Genomic DNA, 13239 nt, shown 5'->3' on the forward strand with positions numbered 1-13239 from the left:
GCGGATGATTTCATTTGGGAATGAGCGTCTCCAGCTTCAAAGCGTGGAGCGTGCCGCCCATGTGCTCGCCGAGCGCGGCGTAGACCATCTGGTGCTGCTGCACCCGGCTCTTGCCCTTGAAGGCCTCCGAGGTGATGCGGGCGGCATAGTGGTCACCGTCGCCGGCGAGATCGATGATCACCACCTGGCTGTCTGGAAGGGCCTCCTTCACGAGGCGCTCGATTTCATCTGCGGCCATGGCCATCGCGCTGTCTCCTTCGATGTGCAACGCCGCCATGCAAGGCTGGCACCACTTGGGTGGCACCACTTGCGATCCCGGCCTGTGGGCAAGGACGCGGACCTCGCCTGTCGCAAAACTGACAGCGCCAGCGGCGGCGAGCCGAGCCCGCCCGCAAGGGAGGGTTGCAAGGCATGTCCGTTGCCCTCTTCCTGCAGGCGTTCCAAACGGCCTGTCTCTTGCTTACGCATTGTCGCCCCGGGAAAACGAGAACCGTTATGAGCGATTTGCTACAGCAGGGACGCGGTGCGGCGCGCAACGGCTTTGCGACCATACTCGGCACCAACGAGATTGCGTCCGCTGTCGCGGTCGAGCTGCATCGCAGCGGCTATGGCGTCGTGCTGTCGCATGATCCGGCCCCGCCCGTGATCCGGCGCAAGATGGCCTTCCATGACGCGCTCTATGAGGACGACGTGCGGGTGGATGGCGTGCGTGCCTGGCGGGCCGATACCGGGGTCGATGTCCGCAAGGGCCTCGCGCGCGGCGACGTGCTGGTGACTCCCCTCGGCCTGCTCGATCTCATTGTCCTCGGCCCCATCGAGCTTCTCGTCGATGCCCGCATGAACAAGTATCAGGTCACTCCGGACCTGCGCCGGCTGGCTCGCCTCACCATCGGCCTCGGGCCGGGCTTCGGCGGCGGCACCAATTGCGATCTCGCCATCGAGACGCGCCCGGGCAAGGAGGGGCAGGTGATCCAGCATGGCCCCACCGACGAGCCAGACCACATGCCCCGCGACCTCGGCGGCGTGACCAGCGAGCGCTTCGTGCATTCGAGCGTGCCCGGCCGCTGGCACACGGCGATCGAGATTGGCACGCGCGTCTACAAGGATTTCCACATCGGCTTCCTCGGCAGCGAGCCCATCCGCGCGCCCTTCGACGGCGTGGTGCGCGGCGTGGTGCGCGACGGCACCGAAGTTCCTGCCGGGGTGAAGCTGCTGGAGATCGATCCCCGCGGCCGCGGCGCCGACTGGACCGGGCTCGACGCCCGCGCCCTCGTCATCGCCAGGGCGGTCACGCGGGCGCTGACCTTCCGCGGCGCCCGGCTCACCGAAGCCACGCCGAACCCGCATCTGGTCAAGTAAAGCGGCGCCCTTCGCCCGCCCCACCGAAGGGTAGAAACGTGAGCGTCGATCTTTTCCCCAATACCGATGTCATCAATTTCGGCGAGGTGTCCGGACCGGTGAACGCCCTGCTACAGCAGGGCGTCATCGCCTATCGCAAGGACCGCCGGCGCGCCGACGAGCTGTTCCGCCAGGCACTCGCCACGGCACCGTCCGAGCTGCCGGTCTATTTCTGCCTCTACAAGATCCACACCTACCAGGGCAATCTCGACGAGGCGGAGGCCGCGGCGCGGGGCGGGCTCGTGGAGGCGGCGACCCAGGCGGGTTGGGACACGGACTGGCGCAAATGGGTGCCTTACGACCTTCTGCCTGACGGCCCGGGACGCTTCGCCCTCTACACGCTGAAGGCGCTCGCCTTCATCCACCTGCGGCAGAACCAGCCGGAGCTTGCGCTGGAAAAGCTCGCGGCGCTCAAGGTGCTTGATCCCACCGGTGCCGTGGGGTGGCCAGTTGTCGCGGCCCTTGCCGAGGGCCTGGATTGAACGTCCCGCCCATCGTTGGCATCGTGCTTGCTACGTATCGGGTACGATGAGGGGGCAGGAGGCATCGGTCACATGACTCAGCCTACGGACCAGGGTCTTGCCGCACCGACGACCATGATCGTCCATGGCGAGGTGCGCAATTTTGAAGAGTTCGCCGAGGATGATGCCGTTCTTCTGGAAGGCATCGTCGCGGCGCTGAGAACCGTCAACGATCCGGAAATTCCGGTGAACATCTATGACCTTGGCCTGATCTACCGGATCGAGGTCAAGGAAGATGGCGCCGTCGAGATCGACATGACGCTCACCGCGCCGGGCTGCCCGGTCGCCGGGCAGATGCTCGGCTGGGTGCAGGAAGCGGTGGTGATCGTGCCCGGCGTCAGCGACGTGAAGATGAAGCTGGTGTTCGATCCCCCATGGGACAAGTCGCGCATGAGCGACGAGGTCCAGCTCGAGCTCGGGCTGCTCTGAGCCCGCCGCCAAGCCAGGATCATGGCCGGCCTGCGCCGGCCATTTTCTTTCTTGTCCGTCTTCCGGTCCAGGCCCGCCGTCAGCGCAGGAATTCGGACGCAAACAGCGTCTGCTTCTCCGCACTGTCGAGACCGACCTTGAGCGGCCATTTGTTGGCGAGGAAGAAGTTCTTCACCGCCCGGCTGATGTCTGTGCCGGCGACATACCAGCGTTCCACGCCGTCGGGCGAGACGATGGCGGGGCCGTCGGTGCGATGCACCACATCGCCGTCGAGCCAGAGCTGCGTGTCGGAATAGAGGAAAATTCCGGCCTTCCGGGACATGTCGTCCCGGTTCTCTTCCGTCACCACGAACATCTCGGACATGAACGCCTCCGTCGCTACGCGCTGGGCGCTGCAAGAAGCGTGCGGTGTCAGTTCGGGCGTGTGGAAGCCGCCCCGAGGAGGGTGATGTTGTAGCCTTCCTCACGCAGCACCCGCTGCACCACCGGACGCTCCAGCATGCGCCGGTAATGGGCCGCCAGATGCGGCGGCAAAGCAATCCCGGATTTGTCCGCCCAGAACTCCACGTAGAACAGCAGAGGGTCGGCCACCGAAAACGTGTCGGCCACGTAGGGCCGGGCGGCGACCACCCCATCGAGAATGGAAAAGCCCTGGCGCACGATGTCGCGTCCCAGCTGCTCCACCTTCTTGCGGTCGTCCACGGCGGCCGCGAAGGTCGGCCCGGCGAACAGGCGGGCGAAGCCCTGGCCGTGAACGGTAGCCACCACATAGACCATGGTTTCGAGCGCCCGCGTCGCCGCCTCCGCATCCTCCGGCCAGAGCCGGCCGCGGCCGCGGGTCCGCCCCAGCCAGTAGGCGATGGAGACCATTTCCGTCAGCACGCTGCCGTCGGGCCGAACCAGCGCCGGAATGGTGGATTTCGGGTTGATCGCCATGTAGGCCGGCTTGAACTGCTCGCCGGCCGGCAGGTTCACGATGTGCGCCTCGAACACCTCCTCCAGCTCCTCCAGGATGATGTGGATGGCCGTGGAGCACGAGCCGGGGGTCATGTAGAGCTTCATTGCGGGCATGGGGCGTCCTCGGCGCTGCGTGCGGTGCGGCGGCATCTCGGCACGCTTCATGCAAATCTCGGGACATTTTCGCGCCGGCCGTGGGAATGCTGCCGCGGGCGGACATGGGGTGTTTCATTTGCGACAGGGGCCGGCGCCTCCGGGAGGGGCGGGCGGAGAAGTGATGTCTGCCGAACAAGCTGCCGAGCAACAGGACGCCGGGGCCGAGATCGAGGTCTTCGCCATCTGCGGGACGCACGAGCTGCCGCCCGGTGAGGCGAAGGCCTTCGATCTCTCGCGGTTGACGCCGGAAGGAGAGGCGCGGCCATTCCGCATCGTTGTGGTGCGCACCGGCGCGCGCGAGGTGGTGGGCTATGTGAACGCCTGCCCGCACAAGGGTGCATGGCTCAACATCGGCGGCGGCCAGTTCTTCAATTCCGAGCGCACCCATCTGCGCTGCGGCCGCCATGGTGCGCTGTTCGACATCGAGAGCGGCGCCTGCACGCAAGGCGACTGCGAGGGCGCGCACCTGGAACCGGTGGCGGTGGCCATCGTCGGCGCCGATGTGTGCCTGTGCGGGGTGCCGCTGGTGGAAGCCGACGTGCCGGGCTTTCCCTATGACGATTTCGACGAAACCATGGAAATCATGATTTCCCCCGACTGATCGGCAGGCATGATGGAGACGGCGCAGGTGTCGGGAGAGGCAAGATGAGTGCAGAGGCCGCCAGCGCGGTGCCGCCGGACATGTCCGGCGAATGCCGTTTCTATATCACCTACACCGGCGTGAAGATGCCGTTCCGGCTGGTGGAGCCGATCCCCGAGGCCCAGCTCACCCACCGCAACACCTTCATCCGGGCCTGGTTCGATGCGTCCGGCCAGCTCACCGGTTTCGACAAGATGGTCTATGGCGAGGTGGAGCTGGCGCATCGCTACAGCTATCACGGCAACGGCGCGCTGAAGCGCGCCGAGGTGCGGATGGTGGATGAGGACACGGTGGTGGTCGCCTTCGACGAGGCGGGATCGCCGATGCGGCCGGAATAGCCCGGCGCCGACAGGAGGGCAGGACGGATGACGGTGGCTCAGCTGGTCGAGGCGCTCGGCAGGATGCCGCCGGACGCCGTGGTGCTGATGGAGGCGGACGGCGGCCTTTCCCTGGTGTCGGCCCTCGACTTTGTCGCGGCGCAAGGCGCTGGCGCGCCGGCCGAGGTCATTCTCCTGCCCAACATGGACGAATAGGGGTCAGATCATGTCGGATGTCGCCGAGACCACAACCATGTTCGAGCGCCTGGGCGGTGCCGTCGTCATCGATCGGCTGGTGGAGGCCTTCTATGCGCGCATGGACACCTTGCCGGAGGCGGCGGGGATCCGCGCCATCCATGCCGACGACCTCGGCCAGACCAAGCAGGTGCTGAAGCGCTATCTCAGCGAGTGGACCGGCGGCCCCAAGCTCTATTCGCCCGAGAAGGGACATCCCCGGCTGCGGCAGCGGCACATGGGTTTTTCCATCGGCAATGCGGAGCGCGACGCGTGGCTGCTGTGCATGCGCGGCGCGCTGGAGGAAACGGTGGCGGATGCGGCTGCGCGCGAGGATATCTATGGCGCCATGGCGAAGCTCGCCGACTGGATGCGCAACACCGCCGGCAATCCGCACGACACCGTGGGCCACGCCGCGCGGCCCTGACTCTGACCCCCGGCGGCGGGGCTAAAGCGGTACGCCGAAGAAATCCTCGTCGGACCCGCCCCAGGCCTGGTGCAAAGCGAGGGCATTCTTCCACTTGGCCACCTCGTCGTCCGACGCGGCGCGGTGGGTGATCTTGCCCTCCGGCTTCTCGGCGAGGAGAAAGTCCTTCGCGTTGCGCAGGAAGCGGTTGAGCGCCTTGGTGTCGTTGGGACGGACGACGCAGCGGGGCGTTTCGTCGATGAGAATCGTCGTCGGGAGCATCGCCAATTCTCCTGTGCTGTGTGGGGGGAGAGCGGGCACGGATGCCCGCGCTCTTGACGATACGCATGGTCTTCACGCGAAGCGAACTTCACTTCGCGTGATATGCTCTAGAAGCCGTCCTCCTTGGAGCCCCACGGATGGGAGCCCGGCACGAAGCCCGCCTTGATGCCGGCCTTCGCGATGTCTTCCATGGTCTTGTAGAAGGTGCCCTCGTGCACCAGCGTGCCGGTCTTGGTGGTGACCGCCACGTATTTGGCGACACGGTCGGTCTCACACAGATATCCGCCGCCGGGATCATCGACGCTGCGGGCGTTGCCGTCCCAGTCGATGAAGAAACCTTCGCTCGTCGACATGCCTCACTCCAAAGGACGCGCTCCGGGAAAGGACTTTCCGGAGGCCGGGGCTCCAAACAGGTTTGGCGGGGCGATCGACTGCCCCCGCGCGTTGCGCGCAGCAAGGTTCTTGCCAAGACGCGTCTGCGGCGGCGCGCCGGCTGGGGTGTCGCGCATCGCACAGCTGCCGAATGGGGGCGTATGCTTCATGACACTGTCATTCGACCAGATGAAAGCAGCGACTTGAGGTGGGATGATGAGCGGTAATTATTGAAATTACTAGTCTTTGATCTAAGATATCGGCGTTGTTTTTCTGTCTGCCCCGGAGATACATTTCATGACTGAATTGACCCGCCGTATGGCGTCCCTCAGCGACGTCCAGGGCCTATGGGGGCTGCTGCGGCAGGCCGCCGCCGCGGTTCCCTTCAACGCCGAAGACGAAGCCGATCAGGAAACGCTCCTGTCCGAGCTCGTCGCCTGCTGCACCTCCGGCCTGTCGCCGGTGGTGGTGGACCATGAGAAGGGCATCGTGGGCGCGCTGCTCGCGCGGCGCGATACCTTCGAGTGGGGCTTCCGCAACAGCGAGGCCATCCATGTCACCTATGCCGCCGTCGCGCCGGCCGCCAAGGGCGATGAGGTGCTCCCCGCACTGCTCGGCGAATTGCAGGGCCGCAAGGTGCCGCTGCTCGCCAGCGTGAAGAGCGGCGAGCAGCTCGGTTTCGCGGCCGCGCTGGGTACCCTCGGCTTCACCCACGAGGTGAAGGCGCTCAATGGCTGGGGCGATCTCTATCAGTGGACCCCGCCGCCCTCCGTCCATAACTGACCACGGCGCCGTGGGCGCGTCCGCGCGCTCACGGCCTTTCGGGCCGGCGCCTCAGCGCGGCTCTTGCTCGTCCGGCCGCGCCTGGATCTCGGCGAGGGCGGAATCGACGACGGCGCGGCAGGCGAGAAGGCGGTCGTATTCCGCCTTGCTGAGGGTCACGGTCGGGCCCTTGTCGTCCGCCTCGGCGCCGAAGGCCGGCCGGGCGGCGAGCGCGGCCTCGAAGATGGTCTTCTCAAGCTGGTAGATGCGCTCGCTCGCCCGCTCAAGATAGGGCAGGGGATTGGCGCGGACGTTCTGCTCGTGCAGCGCGTCGAGGTTCAGGAGGTCGCGGAAGCGCTTTTCCGTGCGCCGCTTGCCCGCCCCGAAATCATGCTCGATCACGCTCATGTTCGATCACGCTCAAGTCCGACACTTCGTCGGCAAGATGAAACGTCCGGGCCGGCGGCGCGTCAAGGGCGACGCGCGCCGGCACACGGATTTGGAAGCCGCCGTTGGACTTCGGGCATCAGTCCAGGGGCGGGCCCATGTCGTCGCCACCGGACTTCTTCTTGCCCTTCTTCTCGGTCTTCGCGAGGGCATAGGCGCCGGCATTCTTCAGCTGCACCGGACCCTGCCCGATCACGTACTGGGAGATCCAGAACAGCGTGCGTTCCATGGCCTGATCGGCCGCGGCGGGGTCATAGGCGGAGCTCGCCTTGAAGGTGAACCCGCGGCTGGCGCCGGGATAGGAGAAGGCCGACACGTCCGGCCGGCGCGCGCGGAACTGGACCCTGTCCGCTTCCGGGATGGCCGGATCAGCTTCCGCGAAATGGATCAGCGTGGGGATGCGGCGCTTCTCGGACATTCCGTCGAGGATGTCCTCCTGCGCATGATAGCCGATGGCGCAGGCGAGGCCCTTCACCTTGTTGGCGGCGGTGTAGGCGAGAAAGCCGCCCCAGGCATAGCCGACGAGGGCCACCTTGCCGGCGTCCTTCACCGCATCGACGGTGGCCTGGATGGCCTCCAAAGACCAGTCGGTGCCGACCTCTTCGGTGAGGGCCTTGCCCTCGTCCGTCGCGGCGGCGTCGAGTTCGATGTCGGATTTCACCTTGTCGAACAAGGAGGGCGCAATGGCCACATAGCCGGCGGCGGCGAAGCCGTCGGCGATCTGCCGGATGTCCGACGTGACGCCGTAGACGTCCTGCAGAACCACCACGGCGCCCTTGGGTGCGCCTTCCGGATCAGCCCGGTAAGCGGAGAATTTCACGTTGCTTGCTGTGACTTCGACCATGGCATCCTCGATTTCCGAGCGGCTGAATAGGGGCAGGGCCGCTCGCTCTGCCAGTCTGAAACAGCTTCGACATGCAAATTGGGCGCCAGAAAACGGGAAATACGTGCGGCGCGGTGCGTTTTGTGCGTCTGCGTCAAGTAAATAATGCTTCGCAGCAGAAAACGACTTCGAAAACGCAAATCATTCGCGTCATCACGCGCGCATAATAAAAAGGCCGGCCCTGGAGAGGCCGGCCGTCCGATCGTCAGGCGGAATGCGGATCACGCGGAGGCGAGGCGTTCCCGCGCGACTTCGGCGATGGGGGGAACGTCATCGTGCGCCAGCGGGGCGAGCAGGGCCGGGGAGATCCGCTCGGCAACGACGAAACGCACCCGCATGTCGGGATCACCACGCAACGCGACAAGGCGTTCGGGATCGAGATGCTCGGCGACCACCACGCGAACCAGCGGATCGGGGTCATCGGCCATGCGGGCCAGGGGCACCTGCGGCAGGCGCGCGGCCACGATGCGCCGCACGTCCACCTCGGTGTCGTGCATCAGATAGACCAGCGCATCCGCCGGCGCGCGCCGGGCGGCCGCCATGCGCACGCTGTAGTCCACATCCGACATGAGGGCGACAAGATCGCTGCCCTCCAGACGGCTGGCGACGGCGATGCGCACCCGCGGCTCGGGGTCGAACCGCATGTCCCGGATGCGGGCAAGCGGAAGCCGCTCGGCGCAGACCATCCGCACGTCCGGCTCGGGATCGTCCTTCAGCGGGGTGATGAGGAATACGCTGGCATGTCGGGCAGCCAGCGCCCGCACCTCGAAATAGGGGTGGTCGAGATAGCGCGCGGCGAGCGCCGCGTTGTTGGCGAAGAAGCGATCGATGCGCTTGCGCCGCCGGTCGAGGACGCACGCCTTGCCGAGGTCGCAGCGCCCCTCGGCCTTGATGTCCTCGTGCGGACAATCCTGGCAGCGCAGCGGCCGGCCCTGCCAGTCCAGCGCCTCGACGGCGAACTCGGACGCGAGCCCGTCGGCTGCGAAACCTTGGGCGAACCCCGGCTCTCCGGCCGTTGATCCTGACGAAAATGCGGACATGAAATCGTCCTCCCAGCCCCTAATCTAGGGGCGAAGGCGATTTGATGCCAGATGGCGTATCGGAAGCCGTGCGCCGGCTTCCGATCGCTATTTCGTTACCTCTGGGGCCGAAAGCCTCAGCCGAACTTGAACAGCACGCCGTAGCCGCCGCGCGGATAGTTCCACTCGATGTCGCCCGAGGGCTCGCCGATGATGCGGCAGGTGCCGCACTCGACGCAGCCGTCGGCGGTGATCTCCACCTGGCCCTTGTCGTTCAGCTCGTAGCAGCGGGCCGGGCAGGTGGTGAGGAGAGTGCGCAGCGCTGCGGAGGGGGTGGTGTGGGGCCGCACCTTGATGTGGGCGCGCCCGGCATCCACGAGGTAGCGGTTCTGGAAAAGCTTGTCCTCGACGCGGAAGGCGGTTTCGGTGGCCATGAAAAATCTCCCGGAAATCGGCGACGGGCGAAGCCCGCCGCGCAAGGTGGGAAAACAGGATGCGCTGAGCTGAAAGCCCTTCAGCGCCAGGCGCGGGCGAGTTTGAAGGCGTCGCCGAAAAGGCCCGCCCACGACCGCGCGGAGGTGAAGGACTTGACCGTCATCTTCTCCTTCTCCTTCTTCGGCGTGCCGTCGACACGCACGAAGTTCTGCATGGCCTTGTTGACCAGCTGGGGATAGGTGAGGAAGAAGTTCTGCGACTGGATGTGCAGAAGCTGCGGCATGTCCTTGTACTTCTTGAGGTCTTTTATCACGAAGCTGTCGTCGAGCATCTTCTTGTAGAGCGAGAGGTTCGCCGCGGTCATGGGGTCCTTGCGGGACTTGACCTGGAAGATGGCCTCGCCCGCAATGCGGCCGGAGGTCATGGCGAGGTTCGAGCCCTCGCGATGGATGGCGTTGTTGAGCTGGGCGGCATCGCCCACCACCACCCAGCCCTCGCCATAGAGCTGCGGGATGGACTTGAACCCGCCCTCGGGGATGAGGTGGGCGGCGTATTCCTTCACCTCGGAGCCTTCCAGCAGCGGGGCGATGGAGGGGTGGCGCTTGAACTTCTCCAGCAGCGTGTACGGCGACTCGCCGCTCTTCTGGAAGTCCGACACCAGGCAGCCGATGCCCACCGACACGCATTCGCGGTTGGTGTAGAGGAAGCCCATGCCGGTCATGCCTTCCGAGATGGTCCCGGCGGCCTCGATCACGGCGCCCTCGTTGCCCTTCACGTTGAAGCGCTGCTCGATGACTTCCTGCGGCAGGAAGTGCATCTCCTTCACCGCCAGCGCGACCTCGGTGGGCTTGGGGATCTTGCGCAGGCCGGCGCGGGCGCCGAGCAGCCCGGTGACGCCTTCCGCCAGCACCACCACGTCCGCATGGATCTGGCCGCCGCCGCGATCGGTCTTCACGCCGATCACCTTGCCGTAGGCGTCCTGCACCAGCTCGGTCACCGTGGTCTCGCACACCACCAGGGCGCCGGCCTCGCGCACCTTGGAGGAGAACCACTTGTCGAACTGCGCGCGGATGATGGTGTAGCGGTTCGGCTTCTCCTCGTTGAAGTCGTCGGACCGGTAGTGCAGGCCGGTGTGGGAATTCTCGCCCATCATCCAGAAGCGCTGCTCGATGAGGTGACGCTCCAGCGGCGCGTCCTCACGGAAGTCCGGGATGATCTTTTCCATCATCTCGGCGTAGAGGATGGCGCCCTGCACGTTCTTGGAGCCGGAATATTCGCCGCGCTCCAGCTGCAGCACCTTCAGGCCGCGGGAGGCCATGGTGTAGGCGGCGGCATTGCCGGCCATGCCGGCGCCGACGACAATCGCATCGAACTTCTCGTCGATCATCGGATGTTCCTTTCGCTGGCTTTCAGCTGGCGAGCTTGTCGCTGGAGTGGGCCGACAGGCGCTTGGCGAAGGCTTCCGTCAGGGCCGGGAGGAGGCGGATGGCGTCGGTGACGATGCCCACGTGGGCAAAGTCGAAGATCGGCGCGTTCTTGTCGGTGTTGATGGCGACGATCAGGTCCGCGCCCTCGACGCCCACCCGGTGCTGGATGGCGCCCGAGATGCCGGCGGCGATGTAGAGGCGGGGACGGATGGTCTTGCCGGTCTGGCCGATCTGCCGGTCGGACGTGACCCAGCCCTTCTGCACCAGCGGCCGCGAGCAGCCATATTCCGCGCCCATGGCCATGGCGAGGTTGCGCACCAGCTGGAAGTTCTCCGGCGAGCCGAGGCCCATGCCGCCGGCCACCACCACGTCCGCATAGGCGAGGTTCGCCTTGTTGGAATCGCGGTCGGGGATGAAGTTGAGGATCTTGGTGACGATGTCGGCTTCCACCACGCCGAGCTTGTGCTCGATGACCCGGCCGATGGGCTTCTCCACCCGGATCGGCATGGGCATCACGCGCGGGCGCACCGTCGCCATCTGCGGGCGATAGTTCAGCGTGTAGATGGTGCAGAGCAGGGAGCCGCCGAAGGTGGGGCGCGTGGCGGCGAGCGAGCCGTCGGCGTCCACGTCCAGCTCGGTGGAATCGGCGGTGAGGCCGGTGAGCAGGGTGGTCGCCACCGCGCCGGCGAGGTCGCGGCCGAGCGTGGTCGCGCCCAGCAGCAGGATCTCCGGCTTGTAGGTGTTCACGAGGTCGGTCATCGCGGCCGTGTAGGCCTCGTTGCGATAATCGGTGAGCACCGGATCGGCCACCACATAGGCGAGGTCGGCGCCGTAGCAGAAGGATTCGGCCACCGCACCGCGGACGGTCTCACCTTCGGCGCCGACCACCACGGCCGCCAGCTCGACGCCCAGCTTGTCGGCGAGCTTGCGGCCCGCGCCCATGAGTTCCCAGGACACGGGATGGACCTGGCCACGCTCCTGCTCGATGAACACCCAGACGTGCTTGTACGCCTTGAAGTGTTCCGGCAGCTCTTTCTTGGTGGACGCGCGTCCACCGGCGGCGGGGGCTGGGGGTGTCTTGGGCTCGCTCATGATGGTCGGCTCATTGATCTTGGAGCAACGAAGGGCGCGCGGGCTCTGCGGCGGAGGCCGTCAGAAGCCGCGCGCCAGCGTGGTCAGGTCGGCTTCAAGGCTGGGCTGGCGCGAGAAGATCTCGGCGATCAGCGCCTCGGAGATGTTGCCGCCCTCGCCGGCCTCGATGAACTTGGCCTTCTCGGAGCGCGCGCTCGGCGCGAACACGCGCTTGACGATGGTGGGCGAGCCCTTCAGGCCGCACATGTTGAGGTCGGTGACGCCGGCGTCCTTGGCGTTCCACTTCACGATCTCCGCGCGGGCCGCGCGCAGGGCGTCCACCATGGTGCCGCGGCGGATTTCGTTGGTGGCTTCCAGCATGGCGACGAGGCAGGGGAGCTTGGACTTCAGCACCTGCGTGCCACCCTCGGCGCGCCGCTCCAGCGTGATGGTGCGCTCGGCGGGATCGAACTCGGCGATCTTCGCCACATAGGTGACCTGCATCAGGCCGAGGCGCTTGGCGATGCCGGGGCCGACCTGGGCGGTGTCGCCGTCGATGGTCTGCTTGCCGGTGAACACGAGGTCCGGCGCGCCCCAGGTCTGGCCGACCTTGGTGATGGCGGTGGCCAGCGCAAAGCTGGTGGCGAGGGTGTCCGAGCCGGCGAAGAAGCGATCGGTCAGCAGCACCGCGCGATCGGCGCCGAAGGTCAGCGCCTTGCGCAGGGAATCTTCCGCGGAGGGCGGGCCCATGGTGAGCACCGTGACCTCGCCGCCGAACTTGTCGCGCAGGCGAAGCGCTTCTTCCAGCGCGAACAGGTCATAAGGGTTGATGATCGTCGGCACGCCCTGCCGCATGATCGTGTTGGTGACGGGATGGACGCGGATCTGCGCCGAATCCGGAACCTGTTTGATGCAGACGACGATGTGCATGAATTCGCTCCGAGCCAAACCCAACGGCTCCTGAGCGATGACTGGCAAACGGCGTGCCAAGCCGGCGTCACATGTGAATCGCTCGCATTTTCAGCGATTTATCATGTCGATCGACCGATTGTCGGGTCTCGACGACAGACGAATACTAAGGAAAGGTCCATGCCCGTGTCGGGAAGGTGACAGATGGAGGCCGGGTGGTGTCGCGTGCGCCATGTTGCCTTGCGCGCATCTCCGACGCGTCGTGAATGCGACGTGGCGCGTCATGCTGTGATGTGTCGGAGAGCGGACGGTGGGCCGAGGGCGAGGTGGGGGCAACGAGGCCGCTGCGCTCGACCGAAGACTTTGAAGTATTGGGGGCGGTCGCTGGATGGTTCTCGCAAAAGGTCCCCCGCCTTGCGGCGAGGGACCGGAACCTAAAATAGTCTTCAGCGTACGGTGTGTGAAAAGGCGTATTCGCAAAGGTCACGCCCTGCCCCGTTCAAATAGGCGCGGCGAGCCGCGGGGACGGACGTCGGGGGAACGGGCCGGCGGGGGCCGGCCCGTCGATCCTGGT

20 protein-coding genes are annotated in these 13239 nt (G+C 66.1%); 8 read left to right on the forward strand and 12 right to left on the reverse strand.

The window, feature by feature from the left end; translation table 11 throughout:
* Positions 1 to 10: 10 nt before the first annotated feature.
* On the reverse strand, positions 11 to 244 hold the full coding sequence (locus ACT535_RS24825; RefSeq protein WP_168457275.1) for a BolA family protein: 234 nt from the start codon (positions 242 to 244) through the stop codon (positions 11 to 13).
* A 251-nt stretch (positions 245 to 495) separates the two neighbouring features.
* On the opposite strand from ACT535_RS24825, the gene ACT535_RS24830 reads away from it, so the two are divergent.
* The 3 genes from ACT535_RS24830 to ACT535_RS24840 all read left to right on the forward strand — a co-directional run bounded on the left by ACT535_RS24830 (position 496) and on the right by ACT535_RS24840 (position 2348).
* Positions 496 to 1359: a xanthine dehydrogenase gene (locus ACT535_RS24830; protein WP_476366394.1), complete on the forward strand. Its 864-nt coding sequence runs from the start codon at positions 496 to 498 to the stop codon at positions 1357 to 1359.
* Positions 1360 to 1397: 38 nt separating this feature from the next.
* The gene (locus ACT535_RS24835; RefSeq protein ID WP_476366395.1) at positions 1398 to 1880 is read left to right on the forward strand and encodes a tetratricopeptide repeat protein; all 483 of its coding nucleotides are present in this window, start codon (positions 1398 to 1400) and stop codon (positions 1878 to 1880) included.
* Positions 1881 to 1952: 72 nt separating this feature from the next.
* The gene (locus tag ACT535_RS24840; protein WP_168457278.1) at positions 1953 to 2348 is read left to right on the forward strand and encodes a DUF59 domain-containing protein; all 396 of its coding nucleotides are present in this window, start codon (positions 1953 to 1955) and stop codon (positions 2346 to 2348) included.
* A gap of 79 nt (positions 2349 to 2427) precedes the next feature.
* Here the strand turns inward: ACT535_RS24840 and ACT535_RS24845 are convergent, their stop codons facing one another.
* Together ACT535_RS24845 and ACT535_RS24850 are read right to left on the reverse strand one after the other, a co-directional pair.
* A complete protein-coding gene (locus ACT535_RS24845; RefSeq protein WP_168457279.1) occupies positions 2428 to 2712 on the reverse strand; it encodes an aldehyde dehydrogenase in 285 nt (94 codons plus the stop codon).
* 47 nt (positions 2713 to 2759) lie between these two features.
* Positions 2760 to 3410 (reverse strand): glutathione S-transferase family protein, encoded by a 651-nt coding sequence (locus tag ACT535_RS24850; protein ID WP_476366404.1) that lies wholly within the window; start codon positions 3408 to 3410, stop codon positions 2760 to 2762.
* Between the two features lie 172 nt (positions 3411 to 3582).
* Between ACT535_RS24850 and ACT535_RS24855 the strand changes: the two genes are divergently transcribed.
* The 4 genes from ACT535_RS24855 to ACT535_RS24870 are packed head-to-tail and all read left to right on the forward strand — an operon-like array spanning position 3583 to position 5079.
* Positions 3583 to 4062: a Rieske (2Fe-2S) protein gene (locus ACT535_RS24855; protein WP_476366396.1), complete on the forward strand. Its 480-nt coding sequence runs from the start codon at positions 3583 to 3585 to the stop codon at positions 4060 to 4062.
* Between the two features lie 44 nt (positions 4063 to 4106).
* Positions 4107 to 4439, forward strand: a complete 333-nt coding sequence (locus ACT535_RS24860) for a DUF6156 family protein (protein WP_476366397.1) — start codon at positions 4107 to 4109, stop codon at positions 4437 to 4439.
* Positions 4440 to 4466: 27 nt separating this feature from the next.
* A complete protein-coding gene (locus ACT535_RS24865) occupies positions 4467 to 4634 on the forward strand; it encodes a hypothetical protein (protein ID WP_168457281.1) in 168 nt (55 codons plus the stop codon).
* 10 nt (positions 4635 to 4644) lie between these two features.
* Positions 4645 to 5079, forward strand: coding sequence for a group II truncated hemoglobin (locus ACT535_RS24870; protein WP_168457282.1), 435 nt, complete (start codon positions 4645 to 4647; stop codon positions 5077 to 5079).
* 21 nt (positions 5080 to 5100) lie between these two features.
* On the opposite strand, the gene ACT535_RS24875 is transcribed toward ACT535_RS24870, so the two are convergent.
* Together ACT535_RS24875 and ACT535_RS24880 are read right to left on the reverse strand one after the other, a co-directional pair.
* Positions 5101 to 5340, reverse strand: coding sequence for a hypothetical protein (locus ACT535_RS24875; protein WP_476366398.1), 240 nt, complete (start codon positions 5338 to 5340; stop codon positions 5101 to 5103).
* Between the two features lie 107 nt (positions 5341 to 5447).
* Positions 5448 to 5693 (reverse strand): hypothetical protein, encoded by a 246-nt coding sequence (locus ACT535_RS24880; protein ID WP_168457284.1) that lies wholly within the window; start codon positions 5691 to 5693, stop codon positions 5448 to 5450.
* Between the two features lie 316 nt (positions 5694 to 6009).
* Between ACT535_RS24880 and ACT535_RS24885 the strand changes: the two genes are divergently transcribed.
* Positions 6010 to 6495, forward strand: coding sequence for a hypothetical protein (locus ACT535_RS24885; protein ID WP_168457285.1), 486 nt, complete (start codon positions 6010 to 6012; stop codon positions 6493 to 6495).
* A gap of 51 nt (positions 6496 to 6546) precedes the next feature.
* Here ACT535_RS24885 and ACT535_RS24890 read toward each other — a convergent pair whose 3' ends face one another.
* The 7 genes from ACT535_RS24890 to ACT535_RS24920 all read right to left on the reverse strand — a co-directional run bounded on the left by ACT535_RS24890 (position 6547) and on the right by ACT535_RS24920 (position 12686).
* Positions 6547 to 6882, reverse strand: a complete 336-nt coding sequence (locus ACT535_RS24890) for a hypothetical protein (protein ID WP_476366399.1) — start codon at positions 6880 to 6882, stop codon at positions 6547 to 6549.
* A 118-nt stretch (positions 6883 to 7000) separates the two neighbouring features.
* On the reverse strand, positions 7001 to 7765 hold the full coding sequence (locus tag ACT535_RS24895) for a dienelactone hydrolase family protein (RefSeq protein ID WP_476366400.1): 765 nt from the start codon (positions 7763 to 7765) through the stop codon (positions 7001 to 7003).
* A 260-nt stretch (positions 7766 to 8025) separates the two neighbouring features.
* Positions 8026 to 8844: a 4Fe4S-binding leucine-rich repeat protein gene (locus ACT535_RS24900; protein WP_476366401.1), complete on the reverse strand. Its 819-nt coding sequence runs from the start codon at positions 8842 to 8844 to the stop codon at positions 8026 to 8028.
* A gap of 116 nt (positions 8845 to 8960) precedes the next feature.
* Entirely contained in the window at positions 8961 to 9257 is a 297-nt protein-coding gene (locus ACT535_RS24905) for a ferredoxin family protein (protein ID WP_168457289.1), read from the reverse strand.
* Between the two features lie 80 nt (positions 9258 to 9337).
* Positions 9338 to 10645, reverse strand: a complete 1308-nt coding sequence (locus tag ACT535_RS24910) for an FAD-dependent monooxygenase (protein ID WP_476326528.1) — start codon at positions 10643 to 10645, stop codon at positions 9338 to 9340.
* 22 nt (positions 10646 to 10667) lie between these two features.
* Positions 10668 to 11777 (reverse strand): electron transfer flavoprotein subunit alpha/FixB family protein, encoded by a 1110-nt coding sequence (locus ACT535_RS24915; protein ID WP_168457291.1) that lies wholly within the window; start codon positions 11775 to 11777, stop codon positions 10668 to 10670.
* Between the two features lie 60 nt (positions 11778 to 11837).
* Complete coding sequence (locus tag ACT535_RS24920; protein ID WP_476366402.1) at positions 11838 to 12686, reverse strand: electron transfer flavoprotein subunit beta/FixA family protein; 849 nt, start codon at positions 12684 to 12686, stop codon at positions 11838 to 11840.
* Between the last annotated feature and the right edge of the window lie 553 nt (positions 12687 to 13239).

This window comes from Xanthobacter sp. DMC12, from assembly GCF_056314105.1.

Excerpts from the sequence above, each read along its gene's own strand:
- ACT535_RS24825 (WP_168457275.1), bottom strand. The coding sequence starts at position 244 with ATGGCCATGGCCGCAGATGAAATCGAGCGCCTCGTGAAGGAGGCCCTT.
- ACT535_RS24830 (WP_476366394.1), top strand. The coding sequence starts at position 496 with ATGAGCGATTTGCTACAGCAGGGACGCGGTGCGGCGCGCAACGGCTTT.
- ACT535_RS24840 (WP_168457278.1), top strand. The coding sequence starts at position 1,953 with ATGACTCAGCCTACGGACCAGGGTCTTGCCGCACCGACGACCATGATC.
- ACT535_RS24845 (WP_168457279.1), bottom strand. The coding sequence starts at position 2,712 with ATGTCCGAGATGTTCGTGGTGACGGAAGAGAACCGGGACGACATGTCC.
- ACT535_RS24850 (WP_476366404.1), bottom strand. The coding sequence starts at position 3,410 with ATGAAGCTCTACATGACCCCCGGCTCGTGCTCCACGGCCATCCACATC.
- ACT535_RS24855 (WP_476366396.1), top strand. The coding sequence starts at position 3,583 with ATGTCTGCCGAACAAGCTGCCGAGCAACAGGACGCCGGGGCCGAGATC.
- ACT535_RS24860 (WP_476366397.1), top strand. The coding sequence starts at position 4,107 with ATGAGTGCAGAGGCCGCCAGCGCGGTGCCGCCGGACATGTCCGGCGAA.
- ACT535_RS24865 (WP_168457281.1), top strand. The coding sequence starts at position 4,467 with ATGACGGTGGCTCAGCTGGTCGAGGCGCTCGGCAGGATGCCGCCGGAC.
- ACT535_RS24870 (WP_168457282.1), top strand. The coding sequence starts at position 4,645 with ATGTCGGATGTCGCCGAGACCACAACCATGTTCGAGCGCCTGGGCGGT.
- ACT535_RS24875 (WP_476366398.1), bottom strand. The coding sequence starts at position 5,340 with ATGCTCCCGACGACGATTCTCATCGACGAAACGCCCCGCTGCGTCGTC.
- ACT535_RS24880 (WP_168457284.1), bottom strand. The coding sequence starts at position 5,693 with ATGTCGACGAGCGAAGGTTTCTTCATCGACTGGGACGGCAACGCCCGC.
- ACT535_RS24885 (WP_168457285.1), top strand. The coding sequence starts at position 6,010 with ATGACTGAATTGACCCGCCGTATGGCGTCCCTCAGCGACGTCCAGGGC.
- ACT535_RS24890 (WP_476366399.1), bottom strand. The coding sequence starts at position 6,882 with ATGAGCGTGATCGAGCATGATTTCGGGGCGGGCAAGCGGCGCACGGAA.
- ACT535_RS24895 (WP_476366400.1), bottom strand. The coding sequence starts at position 7,765 with ATGGTCGAAGTCACAGCAAGCAACGTGAAATTCTCCGCTTACCGGGCT.
- ACT535_RS24900 (WP_476366401.1), bottom strand. The coding sequence starts at position 8,844 with ATGTCCGCATTTTCGTCAGGATCAACGGCCGGAGAGCCGGGGTTCGCC.
- ACT535_RS24905 (WP_168457289.1), bottom strand. The coding sequence starts at position 9,257 with ATGGCCACCGAAACCGCCTTCCGCGTCGAGGACAAGCTTTTCCAGAAC.
- ACT535_RS24910 (WP_476326528.1), bottom strand. The coding sequence starts at position 10,645 with ATGATCGACGAGAAGTTCGATGCGATTGTCGTCGGCGCCGGCATGGCC.
- ACT535_RS24915 (WP_168457291.1), bottom strand. The coding sequence starts at position 11,777 with ATGAGCGAGCCCAAGACACCCCCAGCCCCCGCCGCCGGTGGACGCGCG.
- ACT535_RS24920 (WP_476366402.1), bottom strand. The coding sequence starts at position 12,686 with ATGCACATCGTCGTCTGCATCAAACAGGTTCCGGATTCGGCGCAGATC.